Raw genomic sequence first — 21,741 nt, forward strand, 5'->3', positions numbered from 1 at the left:
GACCGGCGTCGGGGGCCACCTCTCCACCACGGAGTTCGGTGCTGGAGAGGGCCTTCTCGGGCGGTTCGTACCCGGTTCCGCGCGGGGGTTCTCCGCCGACTCGGGTCGCGCGGGCGCGTCGGCTGGCCTAGTGTTCATGGAGTCGGCCTCGGCGTTCGGAAGGGGGTGTCGCAGTGGGTATCCGGACCTTCATCGAGGGTTGGCCGGTCTACCGGCAGCTCACCGGCACCGACCCGTTGGGCCGAGGCGCGGCCGCGCAGTCGCCCCGCACGGCGGAGCTGACCGCCCGTACGGAGACGGCCGACAGCATGGCCCGTTCGGTCTGCCCCTACTGCGCCGTCGGCTGCGGTCAGCGGGTCTACGTCAAGGACGGGCAGGTCACCCAGATCGAGGGCGACGAGGACAGCCCGATCTCCCGGGGCCGGCTCTGCCCCAAGGGCGCCGCCAGCAAGAGTCTGGTGACCAGCCCGCTGCGGCAGACGAAGGTCCGTTACCGCCGGCCGTACGCGACGGAGTGGGAAGACCTGGAGCTCGACGTCGCGCTCGACATGATCGCCGACCGGGTGCTCGCCGCGCGCGAGGAGACCTGGGAGGACGTCGACAGCGAGGGCCGGCCACTCAACCGCACGCTGGGCATCTCCAGCCTCGGCGGGGCGACGCTGGACAACGAGGAGAACTACCTCATCAAGAAGCTGTTCACGGCGATGGGGGCGCTCCAGATCGAGAACCAGGCGCGGATTTGACACTCCGCCACCGTCCCCGGTCTGGGGACCAGCTTCGGTCGCGGTGGCGCGACGGACTTCCAGCAGAACCTCGCCAACGCTGACGTCATCGTCATCCAGGGCTCGAACATGGCCGAGGCCCACCCGGTGGGCTTCCAGTGGGTGATGGAGGCGAAGCGGCGGGGGGCCAAGGTCTTCCACGTCGACCCGCGGTTCACGCGCACCAGCGCGCTCGCCGACACGTACCTGCCGATCCGGGCGGGCACCGACATCGCGCTGCTCGGTGGCGTCGTGCGCTACATCCTGGAGAACGGGCTGGACTTCCGGGAGTACGTGCTGTCGTACACCAACGCGGCGACGATCATCAGTGAGGAGTTCGTCGACGCCGAGGAGGGCGACGGCCTCTTCTCCGGGTTCAACCCGGAGACCGGCGCGTACGACCAGACCAGCTGGCAGTACGCGGGGCAGGAGGGCGAGTCCGGCTCGATGGACACCAGCGACGAGCGGGACACCGCGGCGGGGCTGCGTCACGAGTCGCACGGCATGCCGATCCCGGGGCAGGTCCTGCGGGACGAGTCGTTGCAGCATCCACGCTGCGTCTACCAGATCCTGAAGCGGCACTACGCCCGCTACACGCCGGAGATGGTGGAGCGGGTCTGCGGCATCCCGCAGGAGAAGTTCCTCGAACTGGCCCGCGCCTGGACGGAGAACTCGGGGCGGGAACGCACCGGGGCGTTGGTCTACTCGGTGGGGTGGACGCAGCACAGCGTCGGTGTGCAGTACATCCGCACGGGCGCGATCATCCAGACGTTGCTGGGCAACATCGGCCGTCCCGGTGGCGGCGTGATGGCGCTGCGCGGGCACGCGAGCATCCAGGGCTCGACCGACATCCCGACGCTGTTCAACCTGCTGCCGGGTTATCTGCCGATGCCGCACCACGCCAAGCACCCGACGTTCGACGAGTGGGCGGACAGCATCCACCACCCGGGGCAGAAGGGCTTCTGGGGCAACGCGCGGGCGTACTGCGCCAGCCTGTTGAAGGCCTACTGGGGGGACGCGGCGACGCCGGAGAACGACTTCTGCTATGGCTACATGCCGCGGATGACCGGCGACCACGGCACCTACCAGCAGGTGCTGAACATGATCGACGGCAAGGTGAAGGGCTACTTCCTGCTCGGGCAGAACCCGGCCGTCGGGTCGGCGCACGGGCGGGCGCAGCGGCTCGGCATGGCCAACCTGGACTGGCTCGTGGTCCGCGACCTGTTCATGATCGAGAGCGCCACGTTCTGGCGTAACGGCCCGGAGGTGGAGACCGGCGAGATCACGCCGGAGCAGTGCCGCACCGAGGTCTTCTTCCTGCCCGCCGCGTCCCACGTGGAGAAGGAGGGCACCTTCACCCAGACGCAGCGGATGCTCCAGTGGCGCGAGAAGGCCGTGGAGCCGCCGGGCGACGCCCGCTCCGAGCTGTGGTTCTTCTACCACCTGGGGCGCAAGCTGCGGGAGAAGCTGGCCAGGTCGGAGAAGCGCCGCGACCGCGCGCTGCTCGACCTGGCCTGGGACTACCCGACGCAGGGCCCGCTCGCGGAGCCGAGCGCCGAGGCGGTGCTGCGTGAGATCAACGGGTTCGACGTGGCCACCGGCCGCCCCCTGGGCGGCTTCACCGAGGCGCGCGCCGACGGCTCCACCGCGGTGGGCTGCTGGATCTACAGCGGCGTCTACGCCGACGGGGTGAACCAGGCGGCCCGCCGCAAGTCCCGGCACGAGCAGAACTGGGTGGCCGGCGAGTGGGGCTGGGCGTGGCCGTCGAACCGGCGCACCCTCTACAACCGCGCCTCGGCCGACCCTGACGGGCGCCCGTGGAGCGAGCGGAAGAAGTACATCTGGTGGGACGAGGAGAAGGGCGAGTGGACCGGCTACGACGTGCCGGACTTCGAGAAGACGAAGCCGCCGTCGTACCGGCCGAAGGCGGGCACGTCCGGCCCCGAGGGGATCGCCGGTGACGACCCGTTCGTCATGCAGGCCGACGGCAAGGCCTGGCTCTACGCGCCCAGCGGGGTCGTCGACGGGCCCTTGCCGACGCACTACGAGCCGGCGGAGTCGCCGATGCGCAACCCGCTCTACCGGCAGCAGGCGAACCCGAGCCGCAAGGTGTACCCGGATGCGATCAACTCGGTGAACCCGAGCCCGCCCGAGGAACAGGCCCAGATCTTCCCGTACGTGTTCACGGTCAGCCGGCTCACCGAGCACCACACCGCGGGTGGGATGAGCCGGATGGTGCGTCCGCTCGCGGAGTTGCAGCCGGAGATGTTCGTGGAGGTCTCGCCGGAGCTGGCCGCCGAGGTGGGGCTGACGCATCTGGGCTGGGCGCACCTGATCACGGGCCGCGCGGCCATCGAGGCGAAGGTGCTGGTCACCGACCGGCTCACGCCACTGCGCGTGGAGGGACGGGTGATCCACCAGGTGTGGCTGCCGTACCACTTCGGCTACGAGGGGCTGGTCACCGGTGACTCGGCCAACGACCTGATCGGGATCACCCTCGATCCGAACGTGCTGATCCAGGAGAGCAAGGTGGGCACCTGTGACGTCCGGCCCGGCCGCCGGCCCACCGGCCGGGCCCTGCGTGAGATGGTCGAGGACTATCAGCGGCGGGCCTTCATGAGCCCGGACCGGCACGCGCCGGTGGTCACTCCGCCCGACCCGGGGACGTCTGATGCTTCCTGATCCGAACAGTCTCGCCGGTCCGCTCGACCCGGCGCCGGAGGCCGGTTGGTCCGACGCGCCGCCCCGGATGGGCTTCTTCACCGACACCAGCGTCTGCATCGGCTGCAAGGCGTGCGAGGTGGCGTGCAAGGAGTGGAACGACGTGCCCACCTCGGGCCTGGACCTGCTCGGCATGTCGTACGACAACACCGGTGCGTTGACCGCCAATTCGTGGCGGCACGTCGCGTTCGTCGAGCAGCCCCGACCGGCCGGGCACCGTACGCCGCCGTTCGCCGGTAACCCGACCGACGGCAGCACCAGCCCGTCGTCGGCGGCGGTCGGCGCGACCACCGGCAACCCGGTCGGCACGGAGCCCGGAGAGCCGACCGGTTCGCCGGAGGCGGCGGCCCGGATGGCGGCCGGCCCCGAGTTCCTCGGCATGCCCGGTACGCAGCCGCCGGGTCGGGCCACCGGGCCGGAGAGCCGCTCCGACTTCCGCTGGCTGATGATGTCCGACGTGTGCAAGCACTGCACGCACGCCGCCTGCCTGGACGTCTGCCCGACCGGCTCGCTGTTCCGTACCGAGTTCGGCACCGTGGTGGTGCAGGAGGACATCTGCAACGGCTGCGGCTACTGCATCTCCGCCTGCCCGTACGGCGTGATCGACCGGCGCCAGGACGACGGGCGCGCGTGGAAGTGCACGCTCTGCTATGACCGGATCGGCGTCGGGAAGACCCCGGCGTGCGCGCAGGCCTGCCCGACGGAGTCGATCCAGTACGGGCCGCTGGAGGAGCTGCGCGAGCGGGCCGCGGCCCGGGTCGCCACCCTGCACGAGCGGGGTGTGCCGGAGGCGCGGCTCTACGGTCACGACCCGGCCGACGGGGTCGGCGGCGACGGCGCGTTCTTCCTGCTGCTCGACGAGCCGGAGGTGTACGGGTTGCCGCCGGATCCGGTGGTCACCACCCGGGACCTGCCGAAGATGTGGAAGAAGGCCGGCCTGGCGGCGCTGGCCGTGGCGGCGGCCGCCGTGGCCGCGTTCGTCGGAGGTTCCTCGTGAGTTCGGAGCACCAGCCGGTCGGCGACCGGTTCCGCCGGTTCCGTGATCGGCTCGACGGGGGCCGCTCCGGCGCGCCCGGAGGGCAGCTCTCCGGCCAGAGCGACGCCGGTCTCACGGCCGCTTCGGGTCGCCGCGGCGGGCGCCGCCGTGGCGGCGGGGAGGAGCTGCGGGTTCCCGAGGCCGAGTTCACCTCGTACTACGGCCGGCCGGTGCTCAAGCCGCCGGTCTGGGACTGGGCCATCGCCGCGTACCTGTTCACCGGCGGGTTGGCGGCCGGTGCGTCGTTGCTCGCGGCGGGCGGCCAGCTCACCGACCGGCCGGCGCTGCGCCGGGCGGGCCGGGTCACCGCGCTCGCCGCGGTCGCGGCCAGCACCGGTTTCCTGATCGAGGACCTGGGACGTCCGGCCCGGTTCCACCACATGCTGCGGGTGGCGAAGCTGACCTCGCCGATGTCGGTGGGCACCTGGATCCTCGCCGCGTTCGGTCCGGCCGCCGGCGCAGCCGCGGTCGCGGAGGCGGCGCCGCTGCTGCCCGAGCGGGGGGTGTCCGGGCTGGCCCGGCGGGTGCTGCCGCCGGTCGGGCAGGTGGCGGGGCTGGCTGCGGCGGCGACCGCGCCGGCGCTGGCCACCTACACCGCCGTGCTGCTCTCCGACACCGCGGTGCCGTCGTGGCACGAGGCGTACCGGGAGTTGCCGTTCCTCTTCGCGGGCAGCGCGCTGGCCAGCGGTGCCGCGGTGGGGCTGATCGGCGCGCCGCCGGAGCAGGCCGCTCCGGCCCGCCGGATGGCGGTGGTCGGCGCGGCCCTCGAACTCGCCGCGGCGCACCGGGTGGAGACCGGGCTCGGCCTGCTCTCCGAGCCGTACCGTAGCGGCCGGCCGGGCCGGTTGATGAGCGCCGCCCGTGCGCTCACGGTAGCGGGTGCCGCCGGCGCGCTGGTGGGCCGCCGCAGCCGGCTGGTATCGGCGATCTCCGGCGCCGCGCTGCTGGCCGCCTCGCTCGCCACCCGCTTCGGTGTCTTCCACGCCGGCGTCGCCTCGTCCCGCGACGCCAGGTACACGGTGGTGCCGCAGCGGGAGCGGCTGGAACGTCGGCGGCAGGCCGCCGCCGGGACCGGCGACTGAGAAGACTTTTCGACCTCCGCGCACGGCGGCGTGGCCCTTGTGGTCAAATGCTCCGTGGAGGCGTTCAGGCGGCTGGTGCCCCTCCCGGTCTTCAAAACCGGTGTGGTCCGGGACCCGGGCCAGGCGGGTTCGATTCCCGTCCGCTTCCGCCAACCACTGTGGGGGATGACGTGATGCGCGACGGGCAGACCGACCCGCGCCGCCGCGTGCCCCGCACCGACGTGCTGCTCGCCGACCCCGGGCTGGTCGCCGCGACGGCCGTGCTCGGCCGCGATCGGGTGAAGGCCGCGGTGACCGCCGCGCAGGACCGTGCCCGGCGGGGGGAGATCCGCCCCGACGAGGTGCGCGACGTGGCCGTCGCGGCGTTGCCGGCGCCGACGCCCCGGGCGGTGCTCAACGCCACCGGGGTGGTGCTGCACACCAATCTGGGCCGGGCGGCGCTGTCCCGGCCGGCCGTCGACGCGCTGGTCGCCGCGGCCGGGCACACCGACGTCGAGCTGGATCTGGCGACCGGCCGGCGGGCCCGCCGGGGCCGGGACGCGCTGGCCGCGCTGGCCGCCGCGGTGCCCGCGGCTGCCGCCGTGCACGTGGTGAACAACGGCGCCGCCGCGCTCGTGCTCGCGGCGACCGCGCTCGCCGCCGACCGGGAGATCGTGGTCAGCCGGGGCGAGCTGGTCGAGATCGGCGATGGGTTCCGCCTGCCGGACCTGCTGGTCAGCACGGGTGCCCGACTACGCGAGGTGGGCACCACGAACCGCACCACCCTCGCCGACTACGCCGCCGTGGTCGGCCCGCGCACCGGGTTCGTGCTCAAGGTGCACCCGTCGAACTTCCGGGTCACCGGCTTCACCTCCGCGGTCGGCGTACGTGAGCTGGTGGGCCTCGGTGCGCCGGTGGTCGCCGACATCGGTTCCGGGTTGCTGGTCCCGGACCCGCTGCTGCCGGACGAGCCGGACGCCGCCAGCACGCTGCGCGCCGGCGCGCACCTGGTGACCGCGAGCGGTGACAAGCTGCTCGGCGGGCCGCAGGCCGGGCTGCTGCTCGGCGACGTCGAGCTGGTCGAGCGGCTGCGCCGGCATCCGCTGGCCCGGGCGTTGCGGGTGGACAAGCTGACCCTGGCGGCGCTGGCAGCCACCCTGCACCGGCTCGACACGCCGACCCGGGCCGCCCTGCACGCCGATCCCGGTGCGCTGCGGGCGCGGGTCGAGCGGCTGCGGGAGCGGCTCGGCGTGGAGGGCCGCAAGGCCGAGGTGGTGCCGTCGGTGGCGGTGGTCGGCGGCGGGGGCGCGCCCGGCGTGGAGTTGGAGTCGTGGGCGTTGAGCCTGCCCGAGTGGTATGCGGTGCCGCTGCGTACGGGCGAGCCGCCGGTGCTCGGCCGGGTGGTGCGGGGACGGCTGCTGCTGGATCTGCGCTGCGTGCCGCCGGAGGCCGACGAGGCGGTACGCGCGGCGGTGCTGGCCGTGCCGGAGGACGACTGACGTGTGGGTGGTGGCCACCGCGGGGCACGTCGACCACGGCAAGTCCACGCTGGTCCGGGCGTTGACGGGGATGGAGCCCGACCGGTGGGCGGAGGAACGCCGTCGGGGCATGACCATCGACCTGGGGTTCGCCTGGACGACGCTGCCCTCCGGCGGCACCGTCGCGTTCGTCGACGTGCCCGGGCATGAGCGGTTCGTGCCGAACATGCTCGCCGGGGTGGGGCCGGCGCCGGCGGCGCTGATGGTGGTCGCCGCCGACGAGGGGTGGATGCCCCAGTCCGCGGAGCACCTGGCGGCGTTGCACGCCCTCGGCGTGCCGTACGGCCTGCTGGCGGTGACCCGCGCGGACCTGGCCGATCCGGGTCCGGCGATGGCCCAGGCCCGCGCGGAGATCGCCGCGACCTCGCTGGGGGCGGTGGAGGCGGTCGCGGTCAGCGGCCTGACCGGGGCGGGCCTGCCGCAGCTGCGGGCGGCTCTGGATCGGCTCACCGCGCGGCTACCGGCCCCGGGCGACGGCGGCCCGGTGCGGCTCTGGGTGGATCGCAGCTTCACGATCCGGGGCAGCGGCACCGTGGTCACTGGCACGCTGGGCGCGGGCCGGCTGCGTGTCGGTGACGAGTTGGAGCTCGCCGGAACCGGCGAGACGGTGCGGGTCCGCGGCCTGCAGATGCTCGGGGCGCCCGCCACCGAGGTCACCGCGGTGGCCCGGGTGGCGGTGAACCTGCGCGGCACCGCGCGGGACCGGTTGACGCGCGGCGACGCCCTGCTCAGTCCGGGCCGGTTCCACCGCACCGAGGTGGTGGACGTCCGGGTCGCCGGCGACGAGGCCGCGCAGTTGCCGAGCACCCTCACCCTGCACGTCGGCTCGGCCGCGGTGCCGGTGCGGGTCCGGCCGCTCGGTGCGGACACCGTCCGGCTGCGGCTGGCCCGGCCGCTGCCGCTGCTCATCGGTGATCGGGCGCTGCTGCGCGACCCGGGCCGCCACCACGTGGCGGGCGGGGTGACCGTGCTCGACGTGGCGCCCCCGCCGCTGGTCCGCCGGGGCGCGGCCGTGGCTCGCGCGGCCGTCCTGGCCGGACTGGACGGCCGGGCCGACCTCGCGGGGGAGCTGCGGCGACGCCTGCTGGCCCGGGCCGCCGACCTGACCCGGATGGGGGTGCCGGTCGACGTGCCCCTGGTCGCTGGTGACTGGCTGGCCGACCCGGAGCACTGGCGGGGCCTCGGCGTCCGGCTGGTGCAGGAGGTGGCGCGGCACGGCCGGGAACACCCGTTGGAGCCGGGCGCGCCCGTGGAGGTGCTGCGGCAGCGGCTCGCCCTGCCGGATCGGGCGTTGGTGGAGGCGCTGGTCCGGCCGCCGCTGCGGTTGGTGGGCGGGCGGGTCACCGCGGCGGCCGTCGACGTGCTGCCCGCGCCGGTGGCCCGGGCGGTGCAGCGCATCCGCGCCGAGTACGGCCACCGCCCGTTCCAGGCGCCGGAGGCCGACCGCCTGGCCGATCTGGGGTTGGGGCCCCGGGAGATCGGGGCGGCGGTCCGCGCCGGCGCGCTGCTGCGCCTGGCGGAGAACGTGGTGCTGCTGCCCGATGTGCTCGACGACGCGGTACGGGTGCTGGCCGGTCTGCCCCAGCCGTTCACTCTCTCCGCGGCGCGGCAGGCGCTGGAGACGACCCGGCGGGTCGCGGTGCCGCTGCTGGAGCTGCTGGATCGCCGGGGTGCCACCCGGCGGTTGCCCGACGACGCCCGGATCGTCGTGGGCTGAGCCGGTCATCCGGCCGTGCGGGTGTCCGCCCGTCACCTACGGTGACGCCATGGACCCTTCCGCGGTCTGGCGGGACAAGCAGCACAAGTGGCGGATCGAGGCGTATCGGGCGCCGGATCTGCGGTTCGCCATCTTCGCGACCAACGGCACCACCGAGTCCGCGCCGCTGTGGTTGTTCGGGATGTCGGCGTTGGCGCGGTGGCTGATGACCCACGCGATCTCGCTGGACGACCTGGAGAGCGACTGAGCCGGCGTCCTGTTCCGGAGAACCCGTCCCTATCTCACGGCTGCCCGTCGGAACGGGTCAGCGGATGAGGGCGCGGGTGAGGAGGTGCCGCAGTCCGTCCTGCTCTTCGGTGGCCAGCGGCGCCAGCGGGGAGTCCTTGGAGAGCAACTCGACGAGGCGTCCGCGGAGTTCGGAGCCCTCGGGGGTCAGGAGGAGTTGCTTGGCACGGCGGTCGTCGGGGTGTGGATGCCGTTCCAGGTAGCCCTGCCCTTCGAGGCGATCGGCGACGAAGGTGATGTTGGAAGGCTCGCAGCTCATCCTGTCGGCGAGTTCGCGCAGGGTCATGGGGTGGGTCAGCTCGCACAGCGCGGTGGCCTGTGTCGGGGTCAGACCGAGGGTGGCCGCTCGGGTCCGCAGGTGGGCCTCGATCTGGCTGGCCAGATCTCTGACCAGTCCGCACAGCTGGCGGTCAGCTTGGGGGCGGGTCTCGCGCTCGTCGGCCATGTGACGAGTTTACTACAACTCAAATAGTTGCAGCTAGAGTTGTTCTAGCTTTAACGTTTGGCTCCTGTCGCCGGCTGGCGGCACCTCATCGAACACGAGGTAGGGCCATATGACCGCAACATCCGAATTCGACCGGGCACGGCTGACGAGCGCACCGCGCGTCCGTTCGCTCCAGCTGGGCGAACTGAAGATCACCTACGTTCCGGACGGGCTGGCCCTGTGCAAGCCGCACGGCTGGCTGCCCGACGCCACCGCCGCCGACTGGTCGGCCAATCCCGATCATCTCGACGACGGCGGCTTCCTGCCCGCAGCCGTCGGTGGACTGCTGGTTGAGCAGGGTGACCGGGCGTTGCTCATCGACACCGGCTTCGGACCCGAGTCCCACCCCGACGACCCGGCCAACCCCATGCTGGGCGGCATCCACGGCGGCGAGCTGCTGAACGGTCTGCGGCGGCTGGGCCGTGAGCCGCGCGACATCGAGGCCGTCGCCATCACCCACCTGCACCTCGACCACCTCGGCTGGGCGTGGAGCAACGAGCCCGGCAGCGATGCGCCGCCGTTCGCGCACGCCCCGCACTTCGTCGCGGCACCCGAGTGGGAGCGGCGCGACCTGGCCGCCGGGGCCGGGGCGACTGAGGAACGCCTGGCCGCCTTCGCACCCTTCGTCCGTACGGTCCAGGACGGCGAGGAGATCTTCCCCGGCGTACGGGCCTCGTTCTCGATCGGTCACACCGTCGGCCACACCACCTACACCATCACCGGCGGCGGCCGGCGGCTCATCGCGTTCGGCGACGCGATGCACGCGCCGGTCCAGGTCACCCACCCCGAATGGGGCTGTGGGATCGACCACGACACGGCCGATGCGGCCGAGTACCGCCACCGCCTGGTCGAGGAGCTGAGCCGCCCCGACACCATCGGCTACGGCAACCACTTCGCCGACGTGGTCTTCGGCCGCGCCGAGCGGCGCCCCGACGGCCGGTTCACCTGGATTCCCGTCGCCTGACGGTTCCACCCGCTGCGGCCACGACCATCGGACCGCAAGTCGCTCGAATTCCTAGTAACGGAGAACTGCCATGAAACACATAAAGCTGGGGGACCTGGACGTCTCCCGTATCGGTCTGGGCCTGGTGTCGATGTCCTACGCCTACACCGGAGCCGGCACCGACGACGCCGAGTCGATCCGCGCCATCCACCGGGCCCTGGAGCTGGGCGCCACCTTCCTGGACACCGCCGAGGTCTACGGCCCGTACCTCAACGAGGAGCTCCTCGGAAAGGCGCTCAAGGGCCGCCGGGAGCAGGCCGTGGTGGCGACGAAGTTCGGCATGATCTCGCACACGGGCGGCGAGCCGGGTCAGCTCGACAGCAGCCCGGCCAACATCCGCACCGCCGTCGACGGCTCGCTCAAGCGGCTGGGCACCGACTACATCGACCTGTACTACCAGCACCGAGTCGACCCGAACACGCCCATCGAGGACACCATCGGGGCGCTGGCCGAGCTGATCGCCGAAGGCAAGATCCGCCACATCGGCCTGTCCGAGGCCGGACCGGAGACGATTCGCCGGGCCCACGCCGTGCATCCGATCGCCGCCGTGCAGTCGGAGTACTCCCTGTGGACCCGGCACCCGGAGGCGACGGTGCTGCCCCTGCTGCGCGAGCTGAACATCGGTTTCGTGCCCTACTCGCCGCTGGGGCGTGGATTCCTCACCGGGCAGATCCGCTCGACCAGTGGCTTCGACGAGACCGACCTGCGTAAGAAGAACCCGCGCTTCACCGGCGAGAACTTCCAGCGCAACCTGCGCCTCGTGGACGAGGTCGAAGCGATCGCCGCCGAAGCGGGTGCCACCCCGGCGCAGATCGCACTGGCCTGGCTGCTGACCAGGGGCGACGACATCGCCCCCATCCCCGGCACCAAGCGCGTGGCACGCGTGGAGGAGAACAGCGCCGCCGACGCCGTGGAGCTGACCGCCGAGCAGATCGAGAAGCTCGACAACCTTCCGCCCGCTGTCGGCGAAACTCACGACGAAGCCGCCCTGCGCCTGCTGGAGCGCTGACCCCAGCCGGCGCTGACCGCAACTGACCGGCGCGCCCTTGTTGCTCGCACACGATCGGAACCCTGTCAGAAGCTCTGAACGACAATGTTCCTAGCCTGTCGAGCCGGGCGAAGACCTCGTCGAGCGGTCCGGTGCGCAGCGTGCAGATACGCGATCGCGCCTGCACGCTGCGCACCACCGGCCCGAGGCCGCCAAATCTTGGCGTGCCAGTGCTGAGCAGATGTGGCAGGGCGTGTCCGGGCCAGCACCGCGTGCCGGATCACGTCGGTCGGGGCATCGAAGACGAGGTCGAGAGTATTGGATGCGCTCCGTCAGCTCCGTGGCTGAGCACCTCATTCACCTGGAAGGCAGAATTGTTCGTCATGTCAACTGATCCTCGCTGCGCCGTCCTCGACGACTACCAGGGGGTGGCACTCGGGCTGGCGGACTGGGCCCGGGTCCGGACGACCAGCTTCCGCGAGCCGTTCACCAGCACCGACGAGCTCGTGGCGGCCATCTACGACTACGAGATCGTGGTCGCCATGAGGGAACGCACGCCGTTCCCCGCCGAGGTGTTCGACCAGCTGCCCAACCTGCGGCTGCTCGTCACGACCGGCATGAGCAACGCCGCCATCGACCTGGAGGCGGCCCGGGCACACGGCGTCACGGTGTGCGGCACAGGCGGCGGCTGGACCTCGACGGTCGAGTTGACGTGGGCGCTGTTGCTCGGCCTGGCCCGCCAGCTGGTGCCCGAGGCGACCGCGCTGCGCGCTGACGGGCCCTGGCAGCACACCGTCGGCACCGACCTGCACGGACGTACCCTCGGGCTGCTCGGCCTGGGCAGGATCGGGTCGCAGGTGGCCGCGGTCGGGCGGGCGTTCGGCATGGACGTGCTGGCCTGGAGCCAGAACCTGACGCGGGAGCGAGCCGAAACGGCCGGCGCGCGGTTGGCCCCCGGCCTGGACGGCCTGCTCGCCGATTCCGACGTGATCTCCGTTCACCTCGTGCTCGGCGACCGCACGCGCGGGCTCGTCGGCGCGCGGGAGCTGGCCCTGATGAAGCCCACCGCTTACCTGATCAACACCTCGCGGGCCGCCATCGTCGACCAGTCCGCCCTGGCGGCCGCGCTGCGCGAGGGGCGCATCGCGGGGGCCGGCCTCGACGTGTTCGACAAGGAGCCGCTGCCCGTCGGCCACGAGTTCCGTACGCTGCCGAACGTGCTCGCCACGCCGCACCTCGGCTACGTCAGCGATCGGAACTACGCGATGTTCTTCCGTGAGGCGGTGGACGACATCGGCGCCTTCCTCGACGGCAGTCCGATCCGAGTGTTGGCCTGACTCACTCCGGCAGTGGCTCAGCCATGCCCCGGCCACTGTCGCCGGACCTGGCGGAGCCACTAAAGATCGAACTGGCCTCAAGTGCCGCACCCCCCGAACGGGGGAATGACGTAGGGTTTCGCCTCCGGCCGGCGCCGGTCGTCCGTATCGTCCGACTTGTGAAGGACCGAGGGTTGCGGACGTTTGTGACCGTGCTCGCGGGGCTCGCGGTGATCTACTTCGGCACCTCGGGCCGGGACCCGGAGGAGGGCCGCGGGCTCACCGGCGGGCTGGTGCTGCTCGCCCTGCTCGCCTCGCTGCTGGTGTGGCACCTGACCAAGCCGAAACCGGCCGCCAAGTAGGACGGGTCACCGGGCGCGCGCCGCCCGGTTGACCTCGTCGGCGGAGTCCTTGTCGAGCGCCACCCGCACCAGGGCCGAGGCGAGCCGGCCGAAGTCGGGGCCGCGGACCAGCCCGGCGAGCTTCTCCGCCGAGGTGGGCAGCCCGACGCGCTTCGCCCCGGCGAGTGCCCGCCGGTCGGCGAAGGGGCGCAGATCGCCCCAGACCGCCTGCGCCTCGCGCAGGAAGATGTCCGCCCCGGTGGGTCCGATCCCGGGAAACTCGGTGAGCAGCCGGCGCAGCGCGGCCGGCTCGCCGTTCGCCTCGCCGCGCAGCCGCCGCAGGTCGCCGCGCCACCGGTCCAGGCAGAGCTGCGCGCCGTTGCCGAGCATGGTGGCGGTCCGCTCGTCGTAGCGGCGGTAGTGGCCCCGGCCGAGCGCGTCGACGCGCTGCTGCCAGCTCGCCCGCTCCATCGCCTGCGGGGTGCGATAGCCGGCCGCGAAGAGTTCCCGGGCGGCGGCCACCGCCACCGAGGCCCGGATGCGGGTGCTCAGCAGGGTGGCGAGCACGAGCAACTGGTACAGCGGCGCCGGCCGGTCGGCGAGCGGGATGCCGGCCTCCTCGGCGTAGGTGCGTCCGCTTCGGTCCAGCAGGACCCGGGTCGTCTTCCGTTCGTCGCCCACGGTGCGGGTGTACCCGCTGCGCCGGCCGACTAGCACCCGCGACCGCCCGCCGTTCGGTCGGCGAATGCCGCTGGCGGCGGCGGGTAACCCAGCGCGGAGGCGGTCGACGCCGTGAGCCGTCCAGCCGGAAGGAGAGACCGGTGGTCAATCCACAGCAGCAGGAGTTCCGCCGCAACGCCAGGGGCGCGACGAGCCAGGACAACAAGGGCCCGCAGCCGACCGGCCACCCCCTCAACCGTGGATCGTCGCGGGGCGACGAGGGGCGGCCGGTGCCGAAGGGGCAGGCCTCGCCGTACGGCCCGAGCGGTGAGCTGGCCGAGGACGAGAGCGACGCCAAGGGCTGACAACCCGACCTACGTGGGCGGTCGCAGCCGGTTCCAGGTGGCTGCGGCCGCCAGTCCGTACGCCAGGTGCGGAACGATGTCGGCGAGCCAGTCGGAGCGCCGCCAGGTGCGGGGGTCGGACACTTTCAGGACGGTGATCGACCCGTCCGTCATGGCCATCACGCCGGCGCCGAGCAGGCCGCTGGCCCAGGTGACAGGGGTGCGGCGCCCGCGCGTCACCAGCGCGAAGCCGACGCCGGCGGCCACGCCCGTCGCGTAGCCGAGCAGCGGCCCGAGCCCGGCCCGGCGGTTCCCCGCCAGGTCCTGCGAGCCCAGGCTGAGGTGGGTGGCGCCCACCACCCGGTCCACCACCTGCTCCGGCGTGCTGCTCGCCGGGCGGCCGCGCAGTGCCATGTCGAGGTAGGTCACCACGTTCAGGACGGTGCTGCCGACGGCGCCGGCGATGGCGCCGTCGGTCAGCTCGCTCGTCCTCACTTCGGGTCGCCCGGCTCGCGTTCGCCCTTGGGCCCGTAGACCCGTTCGCCGCGGATCACGCCCCGCTGCCCCCGGTCCTCCTGGAGGATCCGGTTCGCGACCTCGTCCGCGCGACCGTCGGACGTGCGCCGCCCGGAGTTGTCGATCGCGTTGCGGATCCGCGCGCGCTGTTTGTCGTACGCGTTACTGCCGGGCCGTGGTCCTGGCATCGCTGCCTCCTCCGGTCGCTGTCGCCGATGGCTCCGCGACGCTTACCCGTTGCCGTGGCCGGCAACCGTGCTTCAGTGCGGGGCGCGTACCACGGCGACGGGGCAGTCCGCGTGGTGCAGCACCGACTGACTCACCGATCCCAGCAGCAACCCGGTGAACTCACCGCGCCCCTGCCCACCCACCACGACCAGCTGGGCGGTTCGGGAGGCGTCGGTGAGGGCCCGGCCCGGACGGGCACGTACCGCCCGCCGGGTGACGCGCAGCCCCGGGTACCGCTCGGTGAGACCGGCGACCGAATCGGCGAGCACCTGCTCCTGCTCGCTGTGCAGCAGCCCCTGGTCGTACACGAGGGGCTGCATGTCGCCGGGGCCGCTGGAGGTGGGGTGCCGGTAGGCGTGCAGCGCCAGCAGGTCGGTCCGCCGGGCGTCGGCGGCGTCGGCGGCGAAGTCGAGCGCGAGGGTGGAGAGCTCGGAACCGTCCACTCCGACCACCACCGGCCCGACGGAGCGCGGCGCGCCGCGGGCCACCAGCACCGGACAGTCGGCGTACGAGGCGACCTGGATCGCCACCGAGCCCACCACCAGGGCGGAGAACCCGCCGAGCCCGCGGTCGCCGAGGACGATCATCGCGGCGGTGGTCGTCTCACCGAGCAGCACCGCGGCGGCCTCGCCGTCGATGATCTCGCCGGAGACGCGGACGTCCGGTGCGGTCGTCTCGGCCTCGGCGACCGCCGCCGCGACGATCTGCTTCGCCTGGTCGCGCAGTCCGCCGCCGGGTGGGGCGCCGGCCGGCGCGTTGAGTGGTACGTGCAGCAGGGGCCAGATGAACCCGTGGACCACCCGCAGCGGTCGTTGCCGGCGGGCGGCGTCGGCGGCGGCGAGGCGCACGGCGTGCAGCGCCGGCTCGGAACCGTCCACGCCGACGACGACCGCCGCGCCGTCCGACGAGTTCACCATGCACCTCCCGCCCCCTGCCGGTCAGTATTCCGGCCGGCGTGGTGGTGGCGGAGCGATACCGCGCAGGACGCCCGATCGGTACGCTGGCGACGACCGCGGGAGGGAGCGTCATCGATGGTTGAACCCGATCAGCCGAGCACCGGGCGCATGATCGACTTCTGGCTCGGCGGGGACCACCACTTCCCGGTCGACGTGGCCGCGGCCGGCGCCTTCGAGCAGGCGTACGGGCCGTGCGCGCAGATCTTCCGCGAGCTGCGGGCCTTCCTCGGCCGGTCCGTGCGGGCGATCGCCGCGCGCGGCGTGGACGGCTTCCTGGTCTTCGGGGCCGGGGTGCCGACCATGGGCAACGTGCACGAGGTGGCGGCGGAGGCGACGGTCCTCTACACCGACGTCGACCCGGTCACCATCCGGTTGGGGCAGCGCATCCTCGCCGGCAGCGACCGGGCCGGCTACGGGTACGGCGACGCCACCGACATCGGCACGATCGATCCGGCCCAGCTGCACCGGTTCGTGCCGGGGTGGGGGAGGAGACCGGTGGGGGTGGTGTTCCTCGGCCTCGCCGCGTTCCTCGACGACGAGACGTTGGCCCGGACGCTCGACGAGCTCTACGCGGCGGCGGCACCGGGCAGCTGCCTCGCCGTCGACTTCGACAGCGAGGAGCTGGCCGGCCACCCCGAGGCGCTGGCGATGATGGGCCCGGCGTTCCGGATGCGTCCGCCCGCCGACTTCCCCGCGTTGCTCGGCCGCTGGACGCCCACCGAGGACGGCGTCGTGGCGGTCGGCGACTGGCGGCCCGAGGGCAGGCCGGCGTCGGTTCCCGACGCCTTCTACGGCGCCGTCGCGGTACGCGGGGACCACTGAGGACGTTCCCTCCGCCGGGACGGGCCACCGGGCCGCCCGGCTGCTGTGGGCTCTCCGTATGATGCTTGCCCCATAGCAAATTTTCCGGAGGAACAACCATGGTGGACGGCCCCGATCCGGTGTCACGCGCCCTGCGGGCGGCCCCGCCGGACCAGCTGGTGGAGGCCGCCGACCAAGCGATCCGCGCCGTGCTGGGCGCCAGCCGCACCGAGGTGCTCATCGCCGACTACCGGATCAACGGTCTCTGGCCGGTGCTCGACCAGGAGCTCGGCTCCTCCGTGGCCGGCGAGGCGGCGGCGCAGCGCTGCTTCAGCAGTCAGCGGCCGGTCCTCGCCGCCGACGAGGGCGGGTGCCGGGTGTTCCTGCCGATGTCGGTGTGGGGGGACCGGGTGGGCGTGCTCGTGATCGAGCTGCCCGGCGCGCCCGGCCCGGAGGTCGAGGAGCGGGCCGTCGACATCGCCGGCGCGCTGGCGGTGGCGCTGCGCGCCGCCGACCGGGAGACGGACCGCTACCGCCGGGCACGCCGACGCGAACGGCTGAGCATGGCGGCGGAGCTGCAGTGGGAGCTGCTTCCCGGGCGCAGCGTCACGCACCCCGCGTTCCACCTCGCCGGTCAGCTCGAGCCCGCGTACACCGTGGGGGGTGACCACTTCGACTGGTCCCTGGACGGTGATCGGTTGACCGTCACGGTGCTCAACGGCGACGGCACCGGGCTGGCCGCGTCGCTGATGACCGTGACCACGGTCAACGCGATGCGCAACGCCCGCCGCTCGGGTGGCGGCCTGGCGGAGCAGGCCGAGCTCGCCTCGGACACGCTGCACTACCAGCACCGCGGACGGCGGTACGTCTCGACCCTTCTGCTCGAACTCGACGCGGCCACGGGGGAGGTGCGGGCGGTGGATGCCGGATCGCCGCACGTACTGCGGTTGCGGGGCGGCACGGTGGAGCCGATCGCGCTGGACCAGCAGCTGCCGCTGGGCATGTTCGCCGAGGCCCGCTACGACCTGCAGGAGTTCGCGCTGCTCCCTGGTGACCGCCTCTTCGTGGTCAGCGACGGTGTCTGGGCGGCCCGCCCGACCGGCGGCGAACCGTACGGCGAGCGCGCGATGGCGCGGGCGATGCGCTCCACACGGTTGCAGCCGGCGACCGAGGCAGTTGGTACGGTGATGCGCGAACTGCACGCCTACCACGCGGACAGCGATCTGCGCGACGACGCCGTCGTGGTCTGCCTGGACTGGCACGGTGTCCGCGGCCGGGACGCCGGATGAGGCACCGTCGCGGCCGGGCCGCGAGCGGGACGATGGCAGGGGACATCGGATGGAGCGACCTCCGAATCTCGCCGCGGCGATCGACGCGGCCGCCGAAGCGCTCGTCGACGTGCTGGACACCGCCGCCTCCCGGCACCGGCTCTCGGTCTCCCCGACGCAGCTGCGCGTGCTGTCGCTGATCTGCGCCAGGTCGGAGACGAACGTCAACCGCCTGGCCGAGCTGCTGGACGTGGTGCCGTCGTCGGCGAGTCGGCTCTGTGACCGGTTGGAGGCGACCGGACTGCTCCGCCGGGCGGCGGACCCCCGGGACCGCCGCGAGGTGCGTCTGCTGCCCACCGCCGCGGGAGAGGAGGTGCTGCGCGAGCTGACCGAGCGGCGGCACCGGGCGGTGCAGGCCGTGCTCGACCGGATGCCGGTGCGGGCCCAGAGCGAGCTGCTGCTCGGCCTGCTGGCCTTCGAGCAGGCGGCGGTGCTCCAGGCGGGCGAGCAGCAGAAGGATGCGACGGTACGGACGGCCTGAGCCGCGTCGGCGCGGGCGGTGCGGCGACCGAACGGGTGCCCGATCCACCCCTAGTGTCCTAGGATGCCTTACGGGTGGTGGCACGCGCCACACCGAAACGAACCGAAGCGCCGACAGTCACGGCGGTCGGACCGGGCGAGCAGCCCGATATAGTGGCAGCGCAGTTCACTCGGCCCGCGATCACCGATCGCGGGCCGACTTCAGGCGAAGGTCCCGTTCGACGGGGCCGGCAGAGGGCGCCGGCGGTAGCCGGCCCGACAACGCGCACGTCCTCCGCAGCGCCCGACCTCGGCCGGGTGCCGGGGCGTGTCGTCAAGGAGGTTCGGTGTCGCGTCGGCCGGCTGAGGCAGGGCAACCAGGAGCCTCCGGCGGCACGGCCACCGGACGAGTGCTCACCGTGCCCAACCTGATCAGTTTCCTGCGGCTGATCGGCGTGCCCGTCTTCCTCTATCTGCTGCTCGGCGCGCACGCCGACGTCGCCGCGCTCGTGGTCCTCGCGGTCGGCGGCACCACCGACTGGGTCGACGGCTGGGTGGCCCGCCGGCTGGGCCAGGTGAGCCGGCTGGGGGAGTTGCTCGACCCGCTCGCCGACCGGCTCTACATCCTCGCCACACTGGCCGGGTTCACCGCCCGCGAGGTGGTGCCGTGGCAGTTCACCGCCGCGTTGCTCGCGCGGGAGTTGCTGCTGCTCGGTTCGCTGGGGGTGTTGCGCCGGTTCGGGTACGGCCCCCCGCCGGTGCACTACGTCGGTAAGACCGCCACCTTCATCCTGCTCGCCGCGTTCCCGACCCTGCTGCTCGCCGCCGCCGTCCCCGGGGCCGCCGACGTGGCCGGTGCCCTCGGCTGGGGGCTGGCGTGGTGGGGCCTGGCGCTGTATTGGGTGGCCGGCGCCATGTACGTGATCCAGGCCGCCCGGCTGGTCCGCGCGGCGCGCGGCGCGGGAGCGGCGGCGTGAGCGTGCGCCGGGACGAACGGGAACGCCCGTCCCGCGTCTACGCGCCGGACTTCCTGACCGAGCTGTTCCGTAATCCGTTGGAGCCGGGGTACGCGGCCGCGGCGCAGCGCCGTCGGGTCGATCCGCCGTCGAGGTGGCACAGCCGATCGGCCCGGACGGTGACCGTGGTGGTGCTGGTGGTGCTCGGCTTCCTGCTGGCGGTGGCGTACCGGCAGACGATGGAGGACGAGCCGGGGCGCAGCCAGGCGCGTTCGGGTCTGGTGACGCAGGTCAAGGAGCGGGAGCGGGAGACCGACGAGTTGTCCGCGCGCGCCGACGAGCTGCGCGAGGAGGTCGGCCGGCAGCGGGACGCGGCGCTGAGCGGTTCGGCCGCGGCGCGGCTGCGTGACCTGGAGGCGGGTACCGGGTTGGGCCGGGTTCGTGGTGACGGGGTGGTGGTCCGGTTGGCGGACGCGCCTGGTGACGCGGACGCGGTGACCGGTGCGGGCGCGGGTCCGCCGCGGGTGCTCTACAGCGATCTGCAGGGGGTGGCGAACGCCCTGTGGAGCGCGGGCGCGGAGGCGATCTCGATCAACGGGCAGCGGTTGACGGCGACGTCGACGATCCGTTCGGCGGGTGAGGCGATCCTGGTCGATTTCCGTCCGGTGACCGGGCCGTACGAGGTGTCGGCGATCGGGCCGGGGTCGATGAAGCGCCGTTTCGAGCAGAGCCGCAACGCCGCGTTGATGCGGGAGGTGGCCGAGAAGACGGGGCTGTCGTTCGGGGTCCGCGAGGCCGACGACCTCACTCTGCCGGCCGCTCCTGAGCCGCAGCTACGCTACGCGGAACCATCGGACAGCCCGAACGCCTCGCCGTCGGGTGACCGGTCCGCCGGTCCCGGGTCGACCGACTCAGGGACGTCTCCCAGCCCCTCCGGAGGTGGTCGATGATCGCGGTGCTGGCGTTGCTCGCCGGTGTGGTTCTCGGGGTGTGGCTCGACCCCAGTGTGCCCGCGGCGTTGCAGCCGTACCTGCCGATCGCGGTGGTGGCCGCGTTGGACGCGGTCTTCGGTGGGGTGCGGGCGAAGCTCGACCGGATCTTCGATGACAAGCAGTTCGTGGTGTCGTTCATCTCGAACGTGTTGGTGGCGGCCTTGATCGTGTATCTGGGTGACCAGTTGGGCGTGGGTGGTCAGTTGTCGACTGGTGTGGTGGTCGTGCTCGGGGTGCGAATTTTCGGGAACGTGGCGGCGATCCGCCGGCACCTGTTCCGGGCGTAGGTTCTAAGCGATGAGCGAGGAGCAGACCGAGACGGGTACGGGTTGGCCGAAGCCGGCGGATCCGGAGCGTCCGGCGGGGCCGGGTGGTGAGCCGGATCCGCGGCCGGACGCGCCGGATCCGGACGAGTTGAGTCCGCTGGTTCCGCGTACGGAGCCGGCTGAGGACGGGGCCGGGGTGGAGCCCGCTGAGGGCGCGGCGGCGGTGTCGCCGGATGACGGTGCGGCGGCTCCGGCCGGTGCGGGCCGGTCGCGGGTGTCGACGGCGAGTGTGATGATCGCCGCGTTGTTGGCGTTGCTGGGGTTCACCCTGGTGGTGCAGTTGCGGACGACGTCGACGGATCCGACGGCGGGTGTGACGCGTCAGGAGGACCTGGTGCGGATCCTGTCGGATCTGGACGCTCGGGAGAACCGGTTGCGGCAGGACATCGCCGGGCTGGAGGAGAGTCAGCGGCAGTTGCGCTCGGGTGAGCAGGGTCGGCAGGCGGCGTTGGACGAGGCGACGCGGCGGGCGGACGAGCTGGGGATCCTGGCGGGTACGTTGCCGGCGACGGGTCCTGGTCTGGCGGTGCGGTTCGAGTCGGGTGCGAAGCCGATCTCCGCGACGCGGGTGTTGGACGCGGTGCAGGAGTTGCGGGGCGCCGGCGGGGAGGCGATGCAGATCTCCGGTGGGGATCGGGCCTCGGTGCGGATCATCGCGTCGACGTACTTCCTGGACGGGGAGAACGGTTCGTTGGTGGTGGACGGGCGGCGGTTGACGGGTCCGTTCACGATCACGGTGATCGGTGATCCGGCGACGATGCGTACGGCGTTGAACATTCCTGGTGGGGTGGTCGCGTCGGTCCAGGGTGACGGCGGTAACGTGATCGTTGAGGATCGTGAGGCTGCCGAGGTTTCGGCGCTGCACGCGCCGATCAAGCTGGAACACGCCCGTCCGGTTTCCTGACCGGGCGTGGCCGCTGCGGG

At 72.8% G+C, this 21,741-nt stretch carries 23 protein-coding genes and 1 tRNA gene; 19 read left to right on the forward strand and 5 right to left on the reverse strand.

What is annotated here, in order from left to right:
• Positions 1-173 precede the first annotated feature (173 nt).
• The 7 genes from fdh (at position 174) to D7147_RS11345 (ending at position 9,081) form a co-directional block, all read left to right on the forward strand.
• Positions 174-3,443 (forward strand): formate dehydrogenase, encoded by a 3,270-nt coding sequence (gene fdh, locus D7147_RS11320; protein WP_147434557.1) that lies wholly within the window; start codon positions 174-176, stop codon positions 3,441-3,443.
• Positions 3,433-4,479 carry a 4Fe-4S dicluster domain-containing protein gene (locus D7147_RS11325; protein WP_120676464.1) on the forward strand — a complete coding sequence of 349 codons (1,047 nt, stop codon included), beginning with the start codon at positions 3,433-3,435 and terminating at the stop codon, positions 4,477-4,479. Before fdh ends, D7147_RS11325 begins: the two co-directional genes overlap by 11 nt.
• A complete protein-coding gene (nrfD, locus tag D7147_RS11330) occupies positions 4,476-5,600 on the forward strand; it encodes an NrfD/PsrC family molybdoenzyme membrane anchor subunit (RefSeq protein ID WP_120676466.1) in 1,125 nt (374 codons plus the stop codon). Before D7147_RS11325 ends, nrfD begins: the two co-directional genes overlap by 4 nt.
• A 56-nt stretch (positions 5,601-5,656) precedes the next feature.
• Positions 5,657-5,752: transfer RNA gene (locus tag D7147_RS32415), tRNA-Sec, on the forward strand.
• Between the two features lie 21 nt (positions 5,753-5,773).
• Complete coding sequence (gene selA, locus D7147_RS11335) at positions 5,774-7,078, forward strand: L-seryl-tRNA(Sec) selenium transferase (protein ID WP_120676468.1); 1,305 nt, start codon at positions 5,774-5,776, stop codon at positions 7,076-7,078.
• Between the two features lies 1 nt (position 7,079).
• Positions 7,080-8,834 carry a selenocysteine-specific translation elongation factor gene (selB, locus tag D7147_RS11340; RefSeq protein ID WP_120676470.1) on the forward strand — a complete coding sequence of 585 codons (1,755 nt, stop codon included), beginning with the start codon at positions 7,080-7,082 and terminating at the stop codon, positions 8,832-8,834.
• Between the two features lie 49 nt (positions 8,835-8,883).
• Complete coding sequence (locus D7147_RS11345; protein WP_120331337.1) at positions 8,884-9,081, forward strand: hypothetical protein; 198 nt, start codon at positions 8,884-8,886, stop codon at positions 9,079-9,081.
• 57 nt (positions 9,082-9,138) lie between these two features.
• On the opposite strand, the gene D7147_RS11350 is transcribed toward D7147_RS11345, so the two are convergent.
• Positions 9,139-9,564 (reverse strand): MarR family winged helix-turn-helix transcriptional regulator, encoded by a 426-nt coding sequence (locus D7147_RS11350; protein WP_120676471.1) that lies wholly within the window; start codon positions 9,562-9,564, stop codon positions 9,139-9,141.
• 109 nt (positions 9,565-9,673) lie between these two features.
• Here D7147_RS11350 and D7147_RS11355 point away from each other — a divergent pair, with 109 nt between their 5' ends.
• The 4 genes from D7147_RS11355 to D7147_RS11370 all read left to right on the forward strand — a co-directional run bounded on the left by D7147_RS11355 (position 9,674) and on the right by D7147_RS11370 (position 13,272).
• Positions 9,674-10,567, forward strand: coding sequence for an MBL fold metallo-hydrolase (locus D7147_RS11355; protein WP_120676473.1), 894 nt, complete (start codon positions 9,674-9,676; stop codon positions 10,565-10,567).
• Positions 10,568-10,637: 70 nt separating this feature from the next.
• Positions 10,638-11,615, forward strand: coding sequence for an aldo/keto reductase (locus D7147_RS11360; protein ID WP_120676475.1), 978 nt, complete (start codon positions 10,638-10,640; stop codon positions 11,613-11,615).
• 362 nt (positions 11,616-11,977) lie between these two features.
• Positions 11,978-12,931, forward strand: a complete 954-nt coding sequence (locus D7147_RS11365) for a D-2-hydroxyacid dehydrogenase family protein (RefSeq protein WP_120676477.1) — start codon at positions 11,978-11,980, stop codon at positions 12,929-12,931.
• Between the two features lie 173 nt (positions 12,932-13,104).
• A complete protein-coding gene (locus D7147_RS11370; protein WP_187398980.1) occupies positions 13,105-13,272 on the forward strand; it encodes an amidophosphoribosyltransferase in 168 nt (55 codons plus the stop codon).
• Positions 13,273-13,278: 6 nt separating this feature from the next.
• Here the strand turns inward: D7147_RS11370 and D7147_RS11375 are convergent, their stop codons facing one another.
• Positions 13,279-13,932: a hypothetical protein gene (locus D7147_RS11375; RefSeq protein ID WP_120676797.1), complete on the reverse strand. Its 654-nt coding sequence runs from the start codon at positions 13,930-13,932 to the stop codon at positions 13,279-13,281.
• A gap of 140 nt (positions 13,933-14,072) precedes the next feature.
• Here D7147_RS11375 and D7147_RS11380 point away from each other — a divergent pair, with 140 nt between their 5' ends.
• Complete coding sequence (locus D7147_RS11380; protein WP_120676481.1) at positions 14,073-14,276, forward strand: hypothetical protein; 204 nt, start codon at positions 14,073-14,075, stop codon at positions 14,274-14,276.
• 9 nt (positions 14,277-14,285) lie between these two features.
• On the opposite strand, the gene D7147_RS11385 is transcribed toward D7147_RS11380, so the two are convergent.
• The 3 genes from D7147_RS11385 to D7147_RS11395 form a co-directional block, all read right to left on the reverse strand.
• On the reverse strand, positions 14,286-14,750 hold the full coding sequence (locus D7147_RS11385; RefSeq protein ID WP_120676483.1) for a hypothetical protein: 465 nt from the start codon (positions 14,748-14,750) through the stop codon (positions 14,286-14,288).
• Positions 14,747-14,959 (reverse strand): phosphatidylethanolamine-binding protein, encoded by a 213-nt coding sequence (locus tag D7147_RS11390; protein WP_120676485.1) that lies wholly within the window; start codon positions 14,957-14,959, stop codon positions 14,747-14,749. The genes D7147_RS11385 and D7147_RS11390 overlap by 4 nt, the downstream gene beginning before the upstream one ends.
• Before the next feature lie 72 nt (positions 14,960-15,031).
• A complete protein-coding gene (locus tag D7147_RS11395) occupies positions 15,032-15,913 on the reverse strand; it encodes a universal stress protein (RefSeq protein WP_120676799.1) in 882 nt (293 codons plus the stop codon).
• Between the two features lie 117 nt (positions 15,914-16,030).
• On the opposite strand from D7147_RS11395, the gene D7147_RS11400 reads away from it, so the two are divergent.
• The 7 genes from D7147_RS11400 (at position 16,031) to D7147_RS11430 (ending at position 21,721) form a co-directional block, all read left to right on the forward strand.
• On the forward strand, positions 16,031-16,777 hold the full coding sequence (locus tag D7147_RS11400) for an SAM-dependent methyltransferase (protein ID WP_120676487.1): 747 nt from the start codon (positions 16,031-16,033) through the stop codon (positions 16,775-16,777).
• A 98-nt stretch (positions 16,778-16,875) separates the two neighbouring features.
• The gene (locus D7147_RS11405; protein WP_120676489.1) at positions 16,876-18,045 is read left to right on the forward strand and encodes a PP2C family protein-serine/threonine phosphatase; all 1,170 of its coding nucleotides are present in this window, start codon (positions 16,876-16,878) and stop codon (positions 18,043-18,045) included.
• 49 nt (positions 18,046-18,094) lie between these two features.
• Positions 18,095-18,565, forward strand: coding sequence for a MarR family winged helix-turn-helix transcriptional regulator (locus tag D7147_RS11410; protein ID WP_120676491.1), 471 nt, complete (start codon positions 18,095-18,097; stop codon positions 18,563-18,565).
• Positions 18,566-18,890: 325 nt separating this feature from the next.
• Positions 18,891-19,520 carry a CDP-alcohol phosphatidyltransferase family protein gene (locus D7147_RS11415; RefSeq protein ID WP_120676493.1) on the forward strand — a complete coding sequence of 210 codons (630 nt, stop codon included), beginning with the start codon at positions 18,891-18,893 and terminating at the stop codon, positions 19,518-19,520.
• The gene (locus D7147_RS11420; RefSeq protein WP_120676495.1) at positions 19,517-20,449 is read left to right on the forward strand and encodes a DUF881 domain-containing protein; all 933 of its coding nucleotides are present in this window, start codon (positions 19,517-19,519) and stop codon (positions 20,447-20,449) included. The genes D7147_RS11415 and D7147_RS11420 overlap by 4 nt, the downstream gene beginning before the upstream one ends.
• Complete coding sequence (locus D7147_RS11425; RefSeq protein WP_076471715.1) at positions 20,446-20,778, forward strand: small basic family protein; 333 nt, start codon at positions 20,446-20,448, stop codon at positions 20,776-20,778. The genes D7147_RS11420 and D7147_RS11425 overlap by 4 nt, the downstream gene beginning before the upstream one ends.
• Positions 20,779-20,788: 10 nt before the next feature.
• A complete protein-coding gene (locus tag D7147_RS11430) occupies positions 20,789-21,721 on the forward strand; it encodes a DUF881 domain-containing protein (protein ID WP_120676497.1) in 933 nt (310 codons plus the stop codon).
• The last annotated feature ends 20 nt before the right edge of the window (positions 21,722-21,741 follow it).

The sequence above is a fragment of the Micromonospora musae genome (genome assembly GCF_003626545.1).
Taxonomy (GTDB): Bacteria; Actinomycetota; Actinomycetes; order Mycobacteriales; family Micromonosporaceae; genus Micromonospora; species Micromonospora musae.

Bases quoted from the DNA above. Each gene is read 5' to 3' on its own strand.
- D7147_RS11325 (WP_120676464.1), top strand. From the start codon at position 3,433: ATGCTTCCTGATCCGAACAGTCTCGCCGGTCCGCTCGACCCGGCGCCG.
- selA (WP_120676468.1), top strand. From the start codon at position 5,774: ATGCGCGACGGGCAGACCGACCCGCGCCGCCGCGTGCCCCGCACCGAC.
- D7147_RS11345 (WP_120331337.1), top strand. From the start codon at position 8,884: ATGGACCCTTCCGCGGTCTGGCGGGACAAGCAGCACAAGTGGCGGATC.
- D7147_RS11350 (WP_120676471.1), bottom strand. From the start codon at position 9,564: ATGGCCGACGAGCGCGAGACCCGCCCCCAAGCTGACCGCCAGCTGTGC.
- D7147_RS11355 (WP_120676473.1), top strand. From the start codon at position 9,674: ATGACCGCAACATCCGAATTCGACCGGGCACGGCTGACGAGCGCACCG.
- D7147_RS11360 (WP_120676475.1), top strand. From the start codon at position 10,638: ATGAAACACATAAAGCTGGGGGACCTGGACGTCTCCCGTATCGGTCTG.
- D7147_RS11365 (WP_120676477.1), top strand. From the start codon at position 11,978: ATGTCAACTGATCCTCGCTGCGCCGTCCTCGACGACTACCAGGGGGTG.
- D7147_RS11390 (WP_120676485.1), bottom strand. From the start codon at position 14,959: ATGCCAGGACCACGGCCCGGCAGTAACGCGTACGACAAACAGCGCGCG.
- D7147_RS11400 (WP_120676487.1), top strand. From the start codon at position 16,031: ATGGTTGAACCCGATCAGCCGAGCACCGGGCGCATGATCGACTTCTGG.
- D7147_RS11405 (WP_120676489.1), top strand. From the start codon at position 16,876: ATGGTGGACGGCCCCGATCCGGTGTCACGCGCCCTGCGGGCGGCCCCG.
- D7147_RS11410 (WP_120676491.1), top strand. From the start codon at position 18,095: ATGGAGCGACCTCCGAATCTCGCCGCGGCGATCGACGCGGCCGCCGAA.
- D7147_RS11425 (WP_076471715.1), top strand. From the start codon at position 20,446: ATGATCGCGGTGCTGGCGTTGCTCGCCGGTGTGGTTCTCGGGGTGTGG.
- D7147_RS11430 (WP_120676497.1), top strand. From the start codon at position 20,789: ATGAGCGAGGAGCAGACCGAGACGGGTACGGGTTGGCCGAAGCCGGCG.